Source organism: Cellulomonas sp. P5_C5, from assembly GCF_054049655.1.
Window position 1 is genome coordinate 1 of sequence record NZ_JBFULY010000040.1, and the last position, 16,849, is coordinate 16,849.

Consider the following 16,849-nt stretch of genomic DNA (forward strand, 5'->3'; position numbering starts at 1 on the left):
GGGTACGACCGCGCGGCGCGGTTGACGCCGGACCCGGCCGACCGTGCGCGGCGCCTCGTCTCGGCGGCGGAGAGCGCCTGGCGTGCAGGGCTGCCCGACGCCGCACGCGACCTGCTCGACCGGGCCTCCGCGCTCCCCCAGTCGCCGGCCCTCGGCACGCGCGCCGCGGCGCTCGACGGTGCCGTCGCCGCCCGGACCGGCGCCGTGGAACGCGCGCGCGACGTGTACCTGGCGGCGGGMACGCGTGCCGCCGACGAGGACCCCGACACGGCGGTGACGCTGCTCGCCGAGGCCATCCTGGCCAGCCAGTTCGCCGGGGACGTCGGGACGGCCGAGACGGCTGCGCGCCTCATCGCCGGGCTCGAGCCGCGGACCGCGTCGGTGCGCTGGGTGGGGGCGATGGCGATCTCCGTGGCGGACATCCTCGCGGGCGCGGGCGGACCGGACCTCCTGCGGTCGGCGTCCGTCGAGATGGACACGTTCCTCGACGACCCGCAGCTGGCCCCGTGGCTGGTCGTGGCGCCGCTGTACCTGCGCGAGAGCGCGGTGGGCCGCGAGAACATCCCCACCGTCGTCGCGCACTCGCGGCGCCGCAGCGACATCGGCGGGCTCCCGATCCTGCTGTTCTACGTCGCCCGCGACCAGGCGACCACCGACCGGTGGGACGAGGCCGTAGCGGGGTACACGGAGGCGATCCAGCTCGCCCGGGAGGCCGGGCAGGCCACCGACGTCACCGCGTGCCTGGCCGGGCTGTCGTGGCTCGAGGCACGACGCGGGGACGCCGACGCCTGCCGGGTCCACGCGCAGGAGGCCCTGGCCCTCGCCGACGAGCACCACCTCGGCTTCTTCCGGACGTGGGCGATGACCGCCCTCGCCGAGCTCGACCTGGGCCTCGGTCGTACGGACACCGCCCTCGAGCGGTACCGCGAGCTCGACGCCGTCCTGACGGACCTCGGTCTCGTCGACGTCGACCTCTCCCCCGCCGCGGAGATGGTCGAGGCCATGGTGCACCTCGGGCTGGCCGACKAGGCGAGCACCCTCGCTCKGGCGCTGACCGAGCGCGCCGAGGTCAAGGGCCAGCCCTGGTCGCTCGCCCGCGCCGCCCGCGCCGCCGGCCTGACCTGCCCCGACGCCGACGTGGACGTGTGCTTCTCGGTCGCGCTCGCCTACCACCAGCACACCCCCGACGACTTCGAGGCCGCCCGCACCGAGCTCGCCTACGGCTCCCGCCTGCGCCGCCTGAAGCGCCGCGTCGACTCCCGCCCGCACCTGCGGACCGCCCTCGCTGCGTTCGAGCGGCTGGGCGCCGTCCCGTGGGCCGACCAGGCCGCCGCCGAGCTGCGCGCGACCGGAGAGACGGCCCAGCGCCGCAGCGCCACCGGGCTCGACCACCTCACACCCCAGGAGCTCCAGGTGGCCCGCATGCTGGCGGCCGGACGGACCACGCGGGAGGCCGGCGCGGCCCTGTTCCTGAGCCCGAAGACGATCGAGTACCACCGGCGGAACGTCTACCTGAAGCTCGGGATCCGGTCCCGCGACGAGCTGGCGGACGCGATCCCCGACTGAGCGCGGCTCAGCCTGCGACGACCACGCGGATCTCGTTGTTCCACGGGTCCTCGAACGCCAGCACGCGGCCGTCGTCGCGGGTCGCGACGCCGCGGCTGGCGAGCCGGGCACCGAGGGCGCCGCGCTCGTCGTCGCTGGGCAGCTCGATGGTGACCTCGCCCAGGCCGAGCGCGGGCCACCGACCCTGCGCGCCGCGGCTCTGCCACGTGTTCATCGCGAGGTGGTGGTGGTAGCCACCGGCGGAGACGAACAGCGCCTGCGTCCCGTACTCGGCGGTGACCTCGAAGCCGACCGTGTCCACGTAGAACTCGTGGGCGGTGGTGATGTCACCGACCTTGAGGTGGACGTGACCGACGGCGGCCGCCCCGTCGAGGGCGTCGGGGTCGGTCAGGTTCTCGCGCAGGAACCCGTTCGGGTCGAGGTACTCGGTGGCCATCGCGACGCGGCCGTGCTCCCAGCCCCACTGGTCGCGCGGGCGGTCCCAGTACAGCTCGACGCCGTTGCCCTCGGGGTCGTCGAAGTACAGCGCCTTGGACACGAGGTGGTCGGAGCTGCCGGTGAACGACGACGGGAAGTGCCGGGCGACGGAGTAGACGGACGACGCGAGGTCGCTCTGCTCGCCGAACAGGATCGCGGTGTGGAAGAGCCCGGCCGCCGACGACGGCGCGTGCTTGAGCAGGGGCGTGTGCTCGAGCACGACGGACGGGACGCCCTGCCGGCCGAGGGTGACGCGGTCGCCCTCCTGCCCGAGGACGCTCAGGCCGATGCCGCGCGCGTAGTAGTCGGTCATCGCGTCGAGGTCACCGACCTTGAGGGTGACCGCGCCGACGTCCGTGCGGGCGTCGAGGATCTCGGTCATGCCGTCAGCCCGAACCCGCCGGTCCACGACGTCTGCTCGGTCGCGGCGAGGGTCAGTTGGAGGAAGCCGAACGCCTCGAGCTCGTGCGCCCGCTGGAGCGAGCCGGCGTCGACCACGCGCAGGCCGCCCGCGTCGATGACGGAGGCGAGCGCGGTCTTCGCGTCGGTGTCGTCGCCCGCGACCAGGACGCTGGTCCGCACGTCGCCCACCTCGCCGCTGGTGAGCGTGGCCGCGAAGTTGGTGTTGAAGGCCTTGAGCACCGACGCACCGGGCACCGCCTGCGCGATGACGGCGGCGGCGGAGCTGCCGGCCGGGACGACGAGCGAGTCGAAGGTCGCGAAGTCGACCGGGTTGGTGATGTCCACGAGCACCTTGCCGTCGAGCTGACCCTCGTACTGGGCGAGCACCTCGGCCACGGCGGCGTACGGGAGGGCGAGGATCACGATGTCACCGGTGATCGGGTCCCCGACGGTGCCGTGCTTCGCCCCGGGGATGGCGACCTTCAGGGGCGTCCGGGTGAGCACCTGGGCGTCGTTCCCGCCCGCGATCACCCGCCAGGCGATGGCCGCACCCATGTTGCCCGCTCCGACGATCGTCACCGTGCTCATTGCGTCCTCCTCAATTGGTTGTTGCTACAACAACCATACGCCTAATAGTTGTAGCGTCAAGTATTTGGTACGGTCGACGTCATGACGGACACGAGATGGCTCAGCGACGAGCAGCTGCGCGCCTGGAAGAAGCTCATCGCGGTCGTCGAGCTGCTCCCCGGCGCCCTCGAGTCCCAGCTCCAGCGTGACTCCGGCCTGAGCCACTTCGAGTACTTCACGCTCGCGATGCTCTCCGAGGCCCCGGACCGGACCCTGCGGATGACCTCCCTCGCAGCACACACCAACGCCACCCTCGCACGCCTCTCCCACGTCGTCTCGCGGCTGGAGAAGCGCGGACTGGTACGCCGGGAGGCGTGCGCCGAAGATCGCCGCGCGACCAACGCGGTGCTCACCCCCGCCGGGTGGACCACGGTGGTCGCCGCCGCACCCGGGCACGTCGGCACCGTCCGCCAGACCGTGATCGACCCCCTGACCTCGGCCGACGTCGCCGACCTCGACCGCATCATGGGCCGCATCCTCGACGTTCTCGACCCCTCGCACGTCATGGGCGGGACCTCGCCGACCGATGACTGAGGTGTGCTCCTCCTCCTGTCGCTGATCGGCTTCCTCGCGCTCGCCGCGAGCATCGTCGTGCGGTGGCTGCGGCGGCGCGTGGACGTCCTCGGGCGGATCGCGCCGTTCCCGGCGATCAGCGTCGCGCTCTCCCTGGCGCTGGCCGTGGCCTGCGCGGTCCCGATCGCGCGGGAGGCCTGGCTGGAGCACCGGCTCGAGGCGGCCGCCACGCAGGTCGCGGGCGGACCCGTCCAGGTGGACTGCCAGGGCCTCGGGCAGGCGTTCGTCGACGTCGGCCAGGAGCTCGGCTTCGTGCGCTGGGGACCCGACGGCGTCCCCGAGCGCGAGACGCTGATCAAGGTCCGCGTCTGCAACGACCTGCGCGCGTGGCTGGGCTCGACCAAGGCCGACCCGTCGCTCGACCAGGTCGTCGCGGTGCACGTGCTCACGCACGAGACCATGCACATGGTCGGCATCGTCAGCGAGTCCCGCACCGAGTGCGCCGCCGTGCAGCGGGACGCCGCGATGGCCGTCGCCCTCGGCGCCTCCCCCGCGCAGGCCCAGGATCTGGCCCGGCGGTACTGGACCGAGGTCTACCCGCGGATGCCGTCGAGCTACCGCGGCGGCTGCGGACCGGGCGGCGAGCACGACGAGAACCTCCCGGCAGCACCCTGGCTCGCCGACGCGACGTCGTAACGTGGCCTCGTGGGCCCCGTCCGCCGGCGCCCGTGCCGAAGGAGGCCGTCGTGTGTCGTTGGCTCGCGTACACCGGATCGCCCGTCCTCATCGACGACCTGCTCTACAAGCCGACCAACTCGCTCGTCGTGCAGAGCCTGCACAGCCGGCTCGGGGCGGAGGCCACCAACGGCGACGGGGTGGGCGTCGGCTGGTACACCGAGCACTCCCCGACCCCCGGGGTGTTCCGCAGCATCGAGCCCGCCTGGAGCGACCGGAACCTGCGCGAGCTGGCCGAGCACGTCCGCTCCGGGATGGTCCTCGCGCACATCCGCGCCACGTCCGGCTCGGCCGTGCAGCAGACCAACTGCCACCCGTTCCGGCACGGTCGCTGGCTCTGGATGCACAACGGGCTGCTCGCCGGGTTCGCCGCCATGAAGCGTGATCTGGTGCTCGCCGTCGACCCCGACCTGTTCCCCTTCATCGAGGGGTCGACGGACTCGGAGGTGCTGTTCTATCTCGCCCTGACGTTCGGCCTCGAGGACGACCCGCCCGCCGCCGTCGCCCGGGCCGTCGGCCTGGTCGAGGAGGTCGGTCGCGCGCACGGCGTCGCGTTCCCCGTGCAGATGACGGTGTGCACCACCGACGGGCAGCGGCTGTGGGCGTTCCGGTACTCCACCGAGGGGCAGAGCCGGTCGCTGTTCCACAACGCCGACGTCGCCGTGCTCAAGGAGCAGTACCCGGAGAACCCGGTCCTGCACGACCTGTCCGACCAGACGCGGATCGTCGTCTCGGAGCCGCTCGGCGACCTCAAGGGCGCGTGGCACGAGGTGCCCGAGAGCTCGTGCCTGCTGATCGACGCCGGGCGCGAGGAGCTCACCGCGTTCCAGCCGACGTCACCGGCTCACTGAGCGGCCAGGCACAGGCAGAACGGGTGCCCTGACGGGTCCGCGTAGACGCGGAAGGGGTCGTCGGTGTGCCCCCCGTCCTCGGGCGTGCCCGTGAGCGGTCGCGCGCCGAGGCGCCGCGCGTCCTCGTGCCCGTCCGCGTACACCCAGCCGAGCAGCTGCCGGTAGAACTCGGCGAGCTCGCGCGGCTCGGCGCAGTCGAGGGTCGGCTGTCGCAGGTGACGGGTCGTCATGGTCCGACGCTAGGACGACGCGTGCGTCGTCACACGCCGGACACGTGGGTACGGTTCACTCGGGCAGACCATGGACCTCATCTCGCTGGACCGCATCCGTGCGGCACACGTCCGGACCGAGCTCGCGCTCGGCCCCCGCAGCGCGCCCCTGGCCGGGGGCACGTGGCTGTTCTCCGAGCCGCAACCGGGCCTGGAGGAGCTCGTCGACCTCACGACGCTGGGCTGGCCCGCGGTCGAGCAGACGGACGACGGGGTCACGCTCGCCGCCACCTGCACGGTCCGCACGCTGGCGGACCTTCCCCCCGTCCCGGGGTGGCGGTCCCAGCACCTGGTGCAGCAGTGCGCCCGGTCGCTCGTGGCGTCGGAGAAGATCTGGGACTGGGCGACAGTCGGCGGGAACATCTGCGTGGCGCTGCCGGCGGGCGCCCTGACCACGTTCGCGGTCGCCCTCGACGCGACCGCCCTGGTGTGGACGCCGGACGGCGGTGAGCGGCGGGAGCCGGTCGCGTCGCTGGTGACCGGGGTGCGCACGACGTCCTTGAAGCAGGGCGAGGTGCTCCGGGCCGTGGAGTTGTCCGCCGACGTGCTCGCGCAGCCCGCAGCGTTCCGCCGGGTCGCACTCACCCAGCACGGGAGGTCCGGGGCGATCGTCGTGGGCCGTCGCGACGCTGCCGGCGGGCTCGTCGTGACCCTCACCGCCGGCGTGACCCACCCCCACCGCCTGGCGTTCYCCACCATCCCCACTCCCGACGAGCTCTCAGCCGCCGTCGAGGAGGTCGACGACTGGTACGACGACCCCCACGGCGCACCCGACTGGCGGCGGGCCATGACGCTGCGGCTCGCCGAGCAGGTGCGGGAGGAGCTCGCATGAGGTTCGAGGTGAACGGCTCACCGGTCGACGCCGACCCGGCGCCCGGCCAGGTGCTGCGGACGCTCCTGCGCGAGCAGGGGCACGTCGAGGTGAAGAAGGGCTGCGACTCGGGCGACTGCGGGGCGTGCACGGTCCTGCTCGACGGGCGACCCACCCACTCCTGCCTGGTCCCCGCGTTCCGGGCGTCCGGCCGTGCGATCACCACGGTCGCCGGGCTGGACCCGGTGGTGGGCGACGCCTTCGTCGACGCCGCCGCGTTCCAGTGCGGGTTCTGCACCGCCGGCATGGTCACCACGGTGGCGGGTCTCGGCCTCACGACCGACGACGACGAGACCGCCCGCCTGCTCAAGGGCAACCTCTGCCGCTGCACCGGCTACCGGTCGATCTGCGACGCCGTCGCCCGCCGCTGCAACACGGTCGACCCCGTGGCCGGCCAGGACGCCGGTCGGTCCGTGCGCTCCCCCGCCGCCCGGCGGATCGTCACCGGACGTGAGGCGTTCACGCTGGACGTCCCCGCCACCGACCTGACCCACCTCGCCGTCCTGGGCAGCCCGCACGCCCACGCGCGCATCGTGTCGATCGACACCACCGCCGCCCTGGCCGCACCCGGGGTGCTGGCGGTCCTCACGCACGAGGACTCCCCCGCCACCCTGTTCTCGACGGCCCGCCACGAGAGCCGCCTCGACGACCCCGACGACACCCGCGTGCTCGACCCGGTCCTGCGGTTCCACGGGCAGCGCGTCGCCGTCGTCGTCGCCGAGTCGCTGCGCGAGGCCTCGCGGGCGCTGCGGCTCGTGGAGGTCGAGTACGAGGTGCTGCCCGCGGTCCTCGATCCCGAGGAGGCCCGCGCACCCGGCGCTGCCCTGGTGCACGGCGACAAGGGACCGGAGTCTCGCATCTCCGAGCCGGGCCGCAACGTCGTCGCGCAGCTGCACGCCGAGATGGGATCCGTCGCGGACGCACTCGCCGCCTCCGCGCACCGCGTCGGTGGCACGTACCGCACGAGCCGCGTCTCCCACGCGGCCCTCGAGACGCACGCCACCCGCGGCTGGCTCGACGAGGACGGCCGCCTCGTCCTGCGCACCAGCACCCAGGTCCCGTACCTGGTCCGCGACGAGATCGCGCACATCTTCGCGCTCGACCCCGCCCAGGTCCGCGTGCTCACCGGTCGGGTGGGCGGCGGGTTCGGCGGCAAGCAGGAGCTGCTCACCGAGGACGTCGTCGCGCTCGCCGTCCTGCGCACCGGCCGCCCGGTGCAGTACGAGATGACCCGCGCCGACGAGTTCACCATCGTGCCCAGCCGGCACCCGGTGCGCGTCGAGGTCGAGCTCGGTGCCGACGCCGACGGCGTGCTGACCGCGATGCGCATCGACGTGCTCACCAACACCGGCGCGTACGGCAACCACGGGCCCGGCGTCATGTTCCACGGCGTCAGCGAGTCGGTGGCCGTCTACCGGTGCGCCAACAAGCGGGTCGACGCCGAGTCCGTCTACACGCACACGCTGCCGTCGGGCGCGTTCCGCGGGTACGGCCTCGGGCAGGTCATCTTCGCGATCGAGTCCGCGATGGACGACCTCGCGCGGTCCGTCGGGATCTCCGCGTTCGACGTGCGCCGACGCAACGTCGTCGTCCCCGGCGACCGGCTGCTCGTGGCCGACCCCGAGGAGGTGGGCGACCTCGACATGCACTCCTACGGCATGGACCAGTGCCTCGACCTGGTGGAGACCGCCCTGGCCGACCGCTCGGCGGACGCACCTGCGCCGCCCGGCACGCTCGTCGGCTCCGGGACGGCCGTCGCCATGATCGCGACCATCGCCCCGCGCGGGCACTACGCCGAGGCGTCGGTCCGCCTGCTCGACGACGCCCGGTACGAGGTCAGCGTCGGCACCACCGAGTTCGGCAACGGCACCACGACCGTGCACGGCCAGCTGGTCGCCCAGGCGCTCGGCACCACCGTCGACCGCATCGTGATCCGGCAGTCCGACACCGACGTGACCGGGTACGACACCGGCGCGTTCGGGTCCGCGGGCGTCGTCGTCGCCGGCCTCGCCCTGCACCGCGCCGCCCACCAGCTGCGCACCAAGATCCTGTCCGCGGCCGCCGCCCTGCGCGACCACCCCAGCGACGAACCGCGCACCTGGGACGCCCAGGACCTCGGGCCTGACGCGGCGAGCGGTGTGCCGCTGACCGAGATCGCGCGCGCCGTCCCCGGCCTCACCGGCCAGGGCACCCACGACGGCTCCCCACGGTCGGTCGCGTTCAACGTGCACGGGTTCCGCGTCGCCGTCGACCCCGCGACCGGCGAGGTCACCATCCTGCGGTCCGTGCAGGCCGTCGACGCCGGCACCGTCCTGCACCCCGAGCAGCTGCGCGGCCAGGTCGAGGGCGGCACCGGCCAGGCCATCGGCACCGCGCTGTACGAGGAGATGCGGCTCGACGACGAGGGCCGCGTGACCACCGCGTCGTTCCGCAGCTACCACGTGCCGCAGGTGGTCGACCTGCCGCGCACCGAGGTCCTCTTCGCGCGGACCGCCGACGACCTGGGACCCCTGGGCGCCAAGTCCATGAGCGAGGCCCCGTACAACCCGGTCGCCCCCGCCCTGGCCAACGCCATCCGCGACGCCGTCGGCACCCGCCCGCACGAGCTCCCCATGTCCGCCGACCGCCTCTGGCGCCTCCTGCAGGGCTGACCCCCCCGCATCAGCCTCACGCTCGCTGCGTCCGAGGATGTGCGCGCTCTGGCGACCAGATGCTCGGACGTCGCGTGCCCGGAGCCGGGGCAGCGATGGAGCGTCAGGGGTGGGGGGTCGGGGCTGGGCGGTGGATCGGGCCTGCGAGGTCGGTCAGCGGGAGGCCCGTCGCGCCCGTGCGGGACGCGAGGACCTCCGCGAGCACCGAGACCGCCGTCTCGCCGGGGGTCGACGCGCCGATGTCGAGGCCGATCGGAGCGTGCAGCCGGGCCAGCTCCGCGTCGGTGATCCCCCGCTCGACCAGCTCCGCGACCCGCCGGTCCTGCGTCCGGCGCGAGCCCATCGCGCCGACGTACCCCGCCCCGGAGCGGAGCGCGGCGAGGACCAGGTCGGCGTCGAACCGGTCGTCGTGCGCCATCACGCAGACGACGTCGCGAGCGCCGAGACGCTGCTGCGCGAGGTGCCGGACGGGCCAGTCGACGACGACCTCGTCGGCCCCCGGGTGGCGGCGCGGGGTGGCGAGCACGGCCCGGGCGTCGCACACCGTGACGCGGTAGCCCACCGCGCGCGCCACGACCGCCAGCGCCGACGAGAACTCGAGCGCACCGTAGACGACCATGCGCGGCGGTGCCGACGCGACCTCGACGAACACCTCGACGCCCCCGTCGGGACCCTGCACGCGGACGATGCCGGACCGGGTCGGGACGGGGACCTCGTCGGGCAGCGGACCGTCGAGCGCGGTCACGAGCACCGCGTCGTCGCCGCGGGCTGCCGCGGCGAGCACGGGGACGTCGGCCGGGCCGAGCTCGCGCGCGTGCACGCGCAGGACGCCGCCGCAGGTCAGGCCGACGGCGAACGCGTCCTCGTCGGTGACGCCGTACTCCTGCACCCCGGGCGCCGCGCCCGCGAGCACGGAGGTGCACAGGTCGTACAGGGCCCCCTCGACGCACCCGCCGGCGACGCTGCCGAGCGCGGCACCGGTGTCGTCCACGGCCATCGACGTGCCGACGACGGTGGGTGCGCTGCCGGTCATCGACACGACCGTGGCGACGGCGACCCGGTGGCCGGCGGACAGCGCGGCCAGCAGGCGTCCGGCGATCTCCAGCACGGCGGTCACCTCCCGGACGCGACGGGGCACAGGGTGCGACGAGCCTAGACCGCCGCCGGAGCGCCGCGAGTAGCGTCGGCCCATCGTCCAGGAGGAAACGCGCATGTCACATCAGCCAGGCACACTGCGGCCATGACGGCCCGACTGCACGCCCACCAGTACGGCAAGGCCGAGACGCGCGTGGTCCGGATCGTGCGCGACACGCCTCGCCACGAGATCCGGGACCTCAACGTCTCGACCGCCCTGCGTGGGGACTTCGCGGCCGCCTACCTCGACGGCGACCAGTCGGCGGTGCTGCCCACGGACACGCAGAAGAACACGGCGTTCGCGTACGCCAAGGAGCACGGCGTGTCCTCCCCCGAGGCATTCGCCACGTTGCTCGCCCGGCACTTCGTCGACGACGTGGCGCCCGTGACCGGCGCGCGGGTCGACGTCCAGGAGTACGCCTGGGTCCGGGTCCGGGTCGACGGCGTCGAGCACGACCACACGTGGGTCCGCTCCGGGCAGGAGGTCCGGACGGCGTCCGTGACCACCGACGCCGACGGCACGACGGTGATCGCGGGGCTGAAGGACCTGACCGTGCTGAAGTCCACGGGGTCGGAGTTCCACGGCTTCCTCACCGACGAGTACACGACGCTCCCCGAGACGTCCGACCGGGTGCTGGCCACGTCGCTCGTGGCGCAGTGGCGGTACGCGGGCTCCGACGTCGACTTCGACGCCACCTACGCCCGGGTCCGCGAGGTCGTGCTCGCCACGTTCGCCACCCGGCACTCCCTCGCTCTGCAGCAGACGCTGTGGCAGATGGGTGAGGCCGTTCTCGACGCCGTCCCGGAGGTGGTCGAGATCCGGTTCGCGGCGCCGAACAAGCACCACGTCCTGGCGGACCTGAGCCCGTTCGGGCTGGAGAACCCCGGCGAGGTCTTCTTCGCGGCCGACCGCCCGTACGGGCTGATCGAGGCGGTGGTCGTGCGGGACGGCGTCCCCGACGCGGGCGACGCCTGGACACGGTCGGTGGGTGCACCGTGACCCCCGACGACGAGAGCTGGCTGTCGCAGGCGGTCGCGCTCGCGACCGCCAACGTCGCCGACGGCGGGGGGCCGTTCGGGGCGGTCGTCGTGCGTGCCGGCGTGGTGATCGGGGCCGGCCAGAACCGGGTGACGCGCGACAACGACCCCACGGCGCACGCCGAGGTCCTCGCCATCCGCGCGGCGTGCCAGACCATCGGGACCTTCTCGTTGGCAGGGTCGACCGTCTACACGTCGTGCGAGCCGTGCCCCCTGTGCCTCGCCGCGTGCCTGTGGGCGCGGGTGGACCGCGTGGTGTTCGCCGCCGACCGCACCGACGCCGCCCGCGCCGGCTTCGACGACAGCGTCTTCTACGACCTGTTCGACTCCGACCCCGCCACCTGGCCGATGCCGGTGCTGGGGCACCGCGTCGCGACGGCGTCCGCGCCGATGGACGCGTGGCTGGCCCGGCCGGCACGCGTCGAGTACTGAGCCGTCAGCTCCCCCGGTACGTCGAGTACGCGTACGGGCTGAGCAGCAACGGCACGTGGTAGTGCCCGCCGTCGACGACGTCGAACACCACGACGACCTCGGGGTGGAAACCCACCTGGCCGGTCGCGGCGAAGTACGCGGCGGTGTCGAACACGAACCGGTACCGCCCCGGCGGCACGGCGTCGGGTCCGAGCGACCGCGCCCGTCCGTCGTCGTCGGTCACGCCGGCGGCCAGGTCGGTCCACCGCCCGTCGGTGAGAGCGGCGAGGACCACGGGGACACCGGCAGCAGGCCGGCCGAGGGTGGTGTCGAGGACGTGCGTCGTGAGCTGGCTCATGACGCGAACAGCGTCGGCAGGCGCAGGAGCGCGATCTGGCGGAGCTGGTCGGCGACCACGGCGGCCTCCTCGTCGTCGGAGAGCCCGAGCCTGCGGTGCAGCTCGGCGAGGATCTCGGTGCGGCTGCGACCGGCGGCACGGATGAGGAAGATGCGGCCGAACCGCTGCTCGTACGTCTGGTTGCCGACCGCCATCGCCTCGACGAGTGCGGGGTCGTCGGTGGCGGACGCGGCCTGCTCGGCACTGCTCAGCCCCGTGGACCGCTCGCCGATCCGGGGGTGCGCCGCGAGTGCCTCGTCGACCTCCGCGGGGGTCAGGGAGCGTGCGGCGAGGTCCGCGACCCCGACCAACGAGTCGACCGAGGGGTACGGGCAGCCGGCTGCGACCTCGTCGACCCATCGCCTGACGTGCAGCGCGGTCGCCAGCAGCGACCGCGTCTCGGGTCCGTCGTCGATCATCAAGGCCGCCTCCCGGTAGCGCTCCGCACGCGCGCACTGGCACCGTACGGGACGTGCCTCCCACCCACGCAAGCCTCAGCGGCATCGTGCTCGCGGCCGGTGCGGGCACGCGGCACGGCGGGCCGAAGGCGCTGGTGGTGCCGTGGCTCGCCGACGCGGTGGGGCTGCTGCTCGACGGCGGCTGCGCCCGCGTCGTCGTGGTCCTGGGTGCGGGGGCCGACGGGGCACGCCCGCTCGTCCCCGCCGACGCGCGCGTCACGACGGTCGTCGCGCGACGGTGGGCGGACGGGCTGGGTGAGTCGCTGCGCACCGGTCTCGCGCAGGCGGACGGCGACGCGGTCGTGGTCACGCTCGTCGACCTGCCCGGAACCCCGGTGAGCGTCGTGCAGCGGGTGGCGACGACGTGGGACCGGAACACGCTGCGCCAGGCGGTCTACGCCGGGCGCCCAGGACACCCCGTGCTCATCGGCGCGGACCACTGGGCTGCCCTCTCCGACACCCTCACGGGAGACAGAGGGGCACGCGGCTACCTGGTCGCGCACGGCGTCGTCGAGGTGGAGTGCGGCGACCTGCACGACGGGCTGGACAACGACGAACCCCGCGTGTCGAGAAGTCCACATCCTCCGCGTCATCCCCCGACAGCACCCGATCCAGGAGGTCCATCGTGAAGTACCTGATCCTCATCCACTCCAACCCCAAGCCGTGGGCGCACCCGACGTCGCGGTTCACCGACGAGGGCCGCGCGCTGAGCGTCGCCGAGCACGAGGACGGCGACCGGAAGTTCGACGCGCTGCTCGGGGAGCTGTCGGCGAACGGCGAGCTGGTCACCGCCGAGGCCCTGGCCGACCCCGCGTCGGCCACCGTCTACCGCTGGCGCAGCGGCGACTCGCTGGCCAGCGAGGGTCCGTACGCCGAGACGCAGGAGCACCTGGCCGGGTTCTTCCTGGTCGACTGCGCCACCCGCGAGCGCGCCGAGGAGGTCGCGGCGCAGTTCGCCGGTCCGGGGAGCATCGCGGAGCTGCGGCCGGCGTACGCCTGGGAGTGACGCCGGAGCGGCCCGGGCCCTCGTGGAGGGTGCGGGCCGCTCTCGCCGGTGTGCAGGGCTCCGCCGGCCATCTGGTTGGTGCCGGCCGACCGCCGTGGACGGCCTCCTTGTCGCCACGGCGTGCGAGCTGCTCACCAACGTGGTCAAGCACGCGCGCGCGTCCCGGGTGGACGTGAGCCTCTCGCTCTCCGACGGGGGGTGGCACGGCTCGTCGTCGCCGACGACCGCTGCGACCTCTGACCAGGTCGAACGTCCCTGGTCGGCGGCGATCGGCACCGACGAGGATCGTGCGTATGAACGCACCCTGGTGGCGACTGGCGGAGAGCTCGACCCGGATCGAGGACGACGACGTCGACGCGGACCTGCTCCCCCCGTTCTACGACTGACGGGCGCTACCCGACCGTCCTGGCACGCGTCGCGAACTCCTCCGACTCGGGCGGCAGCAGGCAGAACAGCAGCCCGACGGGGTCGGCCATCACCGCGTAGTCGTCGTAGCGGGTGCGCACGGTGGCGCCGAGCCCTTCCAGCCGCGCGATCTCGGCCTCGAGGTCGTCGGTCTCGATGTCGAGGTGGAAGCGCGGCCCGTCGTCGCCCCCGAGGCTCTGGGTGGCCACGTGCGGCAGCGACGCGGCGCCCCGCAGGGCCACGAACGGCTCCCCCGGGATCGGGTGCGGGGTGGCGTCGAGCGCGCCCGACCAGAACGTGGTGACGGCGTCGATGTGCGCCGCGGGGGCGTCGATGATGACCTCGCGGAGCATGATCCGATGCATGACGCGACCCTAGTGTCGGCCGGATGTCAGACGTAGGTTCGAACATGTGTTCGTGCGCTCCACCATCCTGCATGCCGACCTCGACGCGTTCTACGCGTCCGTCGAGCAGCGCGACGACCCCCGCCTGCGCAACCGTCCGGTCGCCGTCGGTGGCGGGGTGATCCTGGCGGCGTCGTACGAGGCGAAGCGCCGCGGCGTGACCACGCCGATGGGCGGTCGCCAGGCTCGCGCGCTGTGCCCGGGCCTGATCATCGTGCGCCCGCGGTTCGACGCCTACGTCGAAGCCAGCAGGGCCGTCTTCGAGCTGTTCCGCCAGACCACGCCGCTGGTGCAGGGCGTGTCGATCGACGAGGCGTTCCTCGACGTCGGCGGCTTGCACAAGATCGACGTGCCGCCCGTGGACATCGCGGCGCGCCTGCGCGCCCAGGTGCGGGACGTCGTGGGCCTGCCGATCACGGTCGGTGTGGCGCGCACGCCGTTCCTGGCCAAGGTCGCCTCCCGGGTGGCCAAGCCCGACGGGCTGCTGCTGGTGCTCCCCGCCGACGAGGAGTCGTTCCTGCACCCGCTGCCGGTCGAGATGCTCTGGGGCGTCGGAGCGGTGACCGCGGCCAAGCTGCACGGGTACGGGCTGCGGACCGCCGGGGACGTCGCCGCGCTGCCCCGCTCGGTCCTGGTCTCGGCGCTCGGCCCGGCCGGCGGCGGCCACCTCTACGCGGTCGTGCACGGGCAGACACCGGCCAAGGTGGTGGTGGGCGGGTCGCGGGGGTCGATCGGTGCGCAGCGAGCCCTCGGCCACGGCCCGCACGACCAGGCGTTCGTCCGCGCGGCGCTGCTGGGGCTGGTGGACCGGGTGTGCCGACGGATGCGCAAGGCGGACCGGATCGCGCGGACGGTGGTGCTGCGGCTGCGGTTCGAGGACTACACGAAGGCCACCCGGTCGCGGTCGTTCCACGCCGCCACGGACTCCTCCGAGGACATCGCCGCCGCGGCCGTGGGTCTGCTGGACGCCGCCGCGCCCCTGATCCGCGAGCGCGGGATCACGCTCGTCGGCGTCGCCCTGACGGGGCTCTCCTCGGACCGGTTCGTGCAGCTGGCGCTGCCCCTCGACCACCCCGACCACGGCGGCCTCGACGAGGCGGTCGACGCGGTCGCCGTGCGGTTCGGCTCGCAGGCTGTCATGCGCGCGAGCCTGCTGCGCCGGGGCGCGGGGATCGCGGTGCCGTTGCTGCCGGACGCGTGACCCCGACCGGCCTCAGGACACCCGCACGGGCTCCCGGCGGTCCGCCGCAGCCTCGGACGGATCGGACGCCTCGTCGTCGTCGTCGGAGAACAGGTCCTCCGCGGACGCCGACGCGTAGCGCTCCAGGTCGAGGATCCCCTCCCGCTTGGCGACGATCGTCGGCACCAGGGCCTGGCCCGCGACGTTCACCGCCGTGCGTCCCATGTCGAGGATCGGGTCGATGGCGAGCAGCAGCCCCACGCCGGCCAGCGGCAGCCCGAGCGTCGACAGGGTGAGGGTCAGCATGACCACGGCGCCGGTCAGCCCGGCGGTCGCGGCCGAGCCGACGACGGACACGAACGCGATGAGCAGGTAGTCGGTCACCGACAGGTCGATGCCGAAGAGCTGCGCGACGAAGATCGCGGAGATCGCCGGGTAGATCGAGGCGCAGCCGTCCATCTTGGTGGTGGCGGCCAGCGGCACGGCGAACGAGGCGTACGAGCGCGGCACCCCGAGGTTGCGCTCCACCACCCGCTGCGTGACGGGCAGCGTGCCGACGGAGGACCGCGACACGAACGCGAGCTCGATCGCCGGCCACGCGCCCCGGAAGAAGCTGAGGATCCCGAGCCCGTTGGTCCGCAGGATCACGGGGTAGACGACGAACAGCACGAGCGCCAGGCCGACGTAGATCGCGACGGCGAAGGACCCGAGGGGTGCCAGCAGGTCCCACCCGTAGGTCGCGACGGCACGGCCGATGAGGCCCAGCGTGCCGAGCGGTGCGAGGCGGATGACCCACCAGAGGATCTTCTGCACGACCGCGAGAGCGGACCGCGTGAAGCCGAGGAACGGCTCGGCGGCCTTGCCGCTGCGCAGGGCGGCGATGCCGACGACGATCGCGATGACGACGATCTGCAGGACGTTGAAGGAGATCGCCGTCGTGAGGGACCCGTCGGCCTCGTGCGTGCTGGCTCCGAGCCCGAGGAAGTTGCCGGGGATCAGGCCGTTGAGGAAGTCGAGCCAGCTCCCGGTGGTGCCCACCTCGGAGCCCGCCTCAGGGCTGAGCGTCGAGCTGGTGCCGGGCTGGAAGAGCAGACCGAGTCCGATGCCGATCGCCACCGAGACGGCCGCGGTGATCGCGAACCACAGGAGGGTCTGCCAGGCCAGCCGCGCGGCGTTGGTGACCTGCTGGAGGTTGGCGATCGAGGCGACGATCGCGAGGAACACCAGCGGCGGCACGATGGTCTTGAGCAGCGTGACGAACGACGTGCCGATGGTGTCGAGCGTCGTGGTCAGCCAGTTCGGGTCGCCTGCGGCGGTCGGCCCCATCTGGAGGGCGACCCAGCCGAGCAGGATGCCCAGCCCGAGGCCGAGCAGGACCTGGACGGAGAAGGACGGCAGACGCAGCCTGCGGGTGCGCTGCGTGGCGGTGTCGGACACGGGACTCCCAGGGCGGT

The 16,849-nt window shown here is 73.5% G+C and carries 19 protein-coding genes; 11 read left to right on the top strand and 8 right to left on the bottom strand.

Going from position 1 to position 16,849, the window contains the following annotated elements:
- The coding region (locus tag ACXJKF_RS20715) for a helix-turn-helix transcriptional regulator (RefSeq protein WP_456789618.1) at positions 1 to 1,566 on the top strand (1,566 nt) is incomplete at its 5' end.
- Positions 1,567 to 1,573: 7 nt separating this feature from the next.
- Here ACXJKF_RS20715 and ACXJKF_RS20720 read toward each other — a convergent pair.
- Positions 1,574 to 2,425, bottom strand: coding sequence for a VOC family protein (locus ACXJKF_RS20720; protein WP_456789619.1), 852 nt, complete (start codon positions 2,423 to 2,425; stop codon positions 1,574 to 1,576).
- Positions 2,422 to 3,033: an NADPH-dependent F420 reductase gene (locus ACXJKF_RS20725; RefSeq protein ID WP_456789620.1), complete on the bottom strand. Its 612-nt coding sequence runs from the start codon at positions 3,031 to 3,033 to the stop codon at positions 2,422 to 2,424. Before ACXJKF_RS20725 ends, ACXJKF_RS20720 begins: the two co-directional genes overlap by 4 nt.
- Before the next feature lie 81 nt (positions 3,034 to 3,114).
- Between ACXJKF_RS20725 and ACXJKF_RS20730 the strand changes: the two genes are divergently transcribed.
- From ACXJKF_RS20730 to ACXJKF_RS20740, 3 genes are read left to right on the top strand one after another with little or no spacing between them, the layout of a single operon-like run.
- Positions 3,115 to 3,606: a MarR family winged helix-turn-helix transcriptional regulator gene (locus tag ACXJKF_RS20730; RefSeq protein WP_456789621.1), complete on the top strand. Its 492-nt coding sequence runs from the start codon at positions 3,115 to 3,117 to the stop codon at positions 3,604 to 3,606.
- A 3-nt stretch (positions 3,607 to 3,609) separates the two neighbouring features.
- Positions 3,610 to 4,281, top strand: coding sequence for a hypothetical protein (locus ACXJKF_RS20735; RefSeq protein WP_456789622.1), 672 nt, complete (start codon positions 3,610 to 3,612; stop codon positions 4,279 to 4,281).
- 50 nt (positions 4,282 to 4,331) lie between these two features.
- Positions 4,332 to 5,171 (top strand): class II glutamine amidotransferase, encoded by an 840-nt coding sequence (locus ACXJKF_RS20740; RefSeq protein WP_456789623.1) that lies wholly within the window; start codon positions 4,332 to 4,334, stop codon positions 5,169 to 5,171.
- Here ACXJKF_RS20740 and ACXJKF_RS20745 read toward each other — a convergent pair.
- Positions 5,165 to 5,401, bottom strand: coding sequence for a VOC family protein (locus ACXJKF_RS20745; RefSeq protein WP_456789624.1), 237 nt, complete (start codon positions 5,399 to 5,401; stop codon positions 5,165 to 5,167). The two genes, ACXJKF_RS20740 and ACXJKF_RS20745, sit on opposite strands and share 7 nt — an antisense overlap.
- A 70-nt stretch (positions 5,402 to 5,471) precedes the next feature.
- On the opposite strand from ACXJKF_RS20745, the gene ACXJKF_RS20750 reads away from it, so the two are divergent.
- Both ACXJKF_RS20750 and ACXJKF_RS20755 read left to right on the top strand, forming a co-directional pair.
- Positions 5,472 to 6,272: an FAD binding domain-containing protein gene (locus ACXJKF_RS20750; RefSeq protein ID WP_456789625.1), complete on the top strand. Its 801-nt coding sequence runs from the start codon at positions 5,472 to 5,474 to the stop codon at positions 6,270 to 6,272.
- Positions 6,269 to 8,962 (top strand): molybdopterin-dependent oxidoreductase, encoded by a 2,694-nt coding sequence (locus ACXJKF_RS20755; RefSeq protein ID WP_456789626.1) that lies wholly within the window; start codon positions 6,269 to 6,271, stop codon positions 8,960 to 8,962. The genes ACXJKF_RS20750 and ACXJKF_RS20755 overlap by 4 nt, the downstream gene beginning before the upstream one ends.
- A gap of 103 nt (positions 8,963 to 9,065) precedes the next feature.
- Here the strand turns inward: ACXJKF_RS20755 and ACXJKF_RS20760 are convergent, their stop codons facing one another.
- Entirely contained in the window at positions 9,066 to 10,079 is a 1,014-nt protein-coding gene (locus ACXJKF_RS20760) for an XdhC family protein (RefSeq protein WP_456789627.1), read from the bottom strand.
- Positions 10,080 to 10,202: 123 nt separating this feature from the next.
- On the opposite strand from ACXJKF_RS20760, the gene pucL reads away from it, so the two are divergent.
- Both pucL and ACXJKF_RS20770 read left to right on the top strand, forming a co-directional pair.
- Complete coding sequence (gene pucL, locus ACXJKF_RS20765) at positions 10,203 to 11,096, top strand: factor-independent urate hydroxylase (protein WP_456789628.1); 894 nt, start codon at positions 10,203 to 10,205, stop codon at positions 11,094 to 11,096.
- Positions 11,093 to 11,566, top strand: coding sequence for a nucleoside deaminase (locus ACXJKF_RS20770; RefSeq protein WP_456789629.1), 474 nt, complete (start codon positions 11,093 to 11,095; stop codon positions 11,564 to 11,566). Before pucL ends, ACXJKF_RS20770 begins: the two co-directional genes overlap by 4 nt.
- A gap of 4 nt (positions 11,567 to 11,570) precedes the next feature.
- On the opposite strand, the gene uraH is transcribed toward ACXJKF_RS20770, so the two are convergent.
- Positions 11,571 to 11,903, bottom strand: coding sequence for a hydroxyisourate hydrolase (gene uraH / locus ACXJKF_RS20775; protein WP_456789630.1), 333 nt, complete (start codon positions 11,901 to 11,903; stop codon positions 11,571 to 11,573).
- Positions 11,900 to 12,361, bottom strand: coding sequence for a 2-oxo-4-hydroxy-4-carboxy-5-ureidoimidazoline decarboxylase (locus ACXJKF_RS20780; RefSeq protein WP_456789652.1), 462 nt, complete (start codon positions 12,359 to 12,361; stop codon positions 11,900 to 11,902). Before ACXJKF_RS20780 ends, uraH begins: the two co-directional genes overlap by 4 nt.
- A 53-nt stretch (positions 12,362 to 12,414) precedes the next feature.
- On the opposite strand from ACXJKF_RS20780, the gene ACXJKF_RS20785 reads away from it, so the two are divergent.
- Positions 12,415 to 13,029: a nucleotidyltransferase family protein gene (locus ACXJKF_RS20785; RefSeq protein WP_456789631.1), complete on the top strand. Its 615-nt coding sequence runs from the start codon at positions 12,415 to 12,417 to the stop codon at positions 13,027 to 13,029.
- On the top strand, positions 13,026 to 13,406 hold the full coding sequence (locus tag ACXJKF_RS20790) for a YciI family protein (RefSeq protein ID WP_456789632.1): 381 nt from the start codon (positions 13,026 to 13,028) through the stop codon (positions 13,404 to 13,406). Before ACXJKF_RS20785 ends, ACXJKF_RS20790 begins: the two co-directional genes overlap by 4 nt.
- A gap of 392 nt (positions 13,407 to 13,798) precedes the next feature.
- Here ACXJKF_RS20790 and ACXJKF_RS20795 read toward each other — a convergent pair whose 3' ends face one another.
- The gene (locus tag ACXJKF_RS20795) at positions 13,799 to 14,176 is read right to left on the bottom strand and encodes a VOC family protein (RefSeq protein ID WP_456789633.1); all 378 of its coding nucleotides are present in this window, start codon (positions 14,174 to 14,176) and stop codon (positions 13,799 to 13,801) included.
- Positions 14,177 to 14,228: 52 nt separating this feature from the next.
- Between ACXJKF_RS20795 and dinB the strand changes: the two genes are divergently transcribed.
- Positions 14,229 to 15,416 (top strand): DNA polymerase IV, encoded by a 1,188-nt coding sequence (gene dinB, locus ACXJKF_RS20800; protein WP_456789634.1) that lies wholly within the window; start codon positions 14,229 to 14,231, stop codon positions 15,414 to 15,416.
- A 12-nt stretch (positions 15,417 to 15,428) separates the two neighbouring features.
- On the opposite strand, the gene ACXJKF_RS20805 is transcribed toward dinB, so the two are convergent.
- Positions 15,429 to 16,832, bottom strand: a complete 1,404-nt coding sequence (locus ACXJKF_RS20805; RefSeq protein ID WP_456789636.1) for a dicarboxylate/amino acid:cation symporter — start codon at positions 16,830 to 16,832, stop codon at positions 15,429 to 15,431.
- Positions 16,833 to 16,849: the final 17 nt, after the last annotated feature.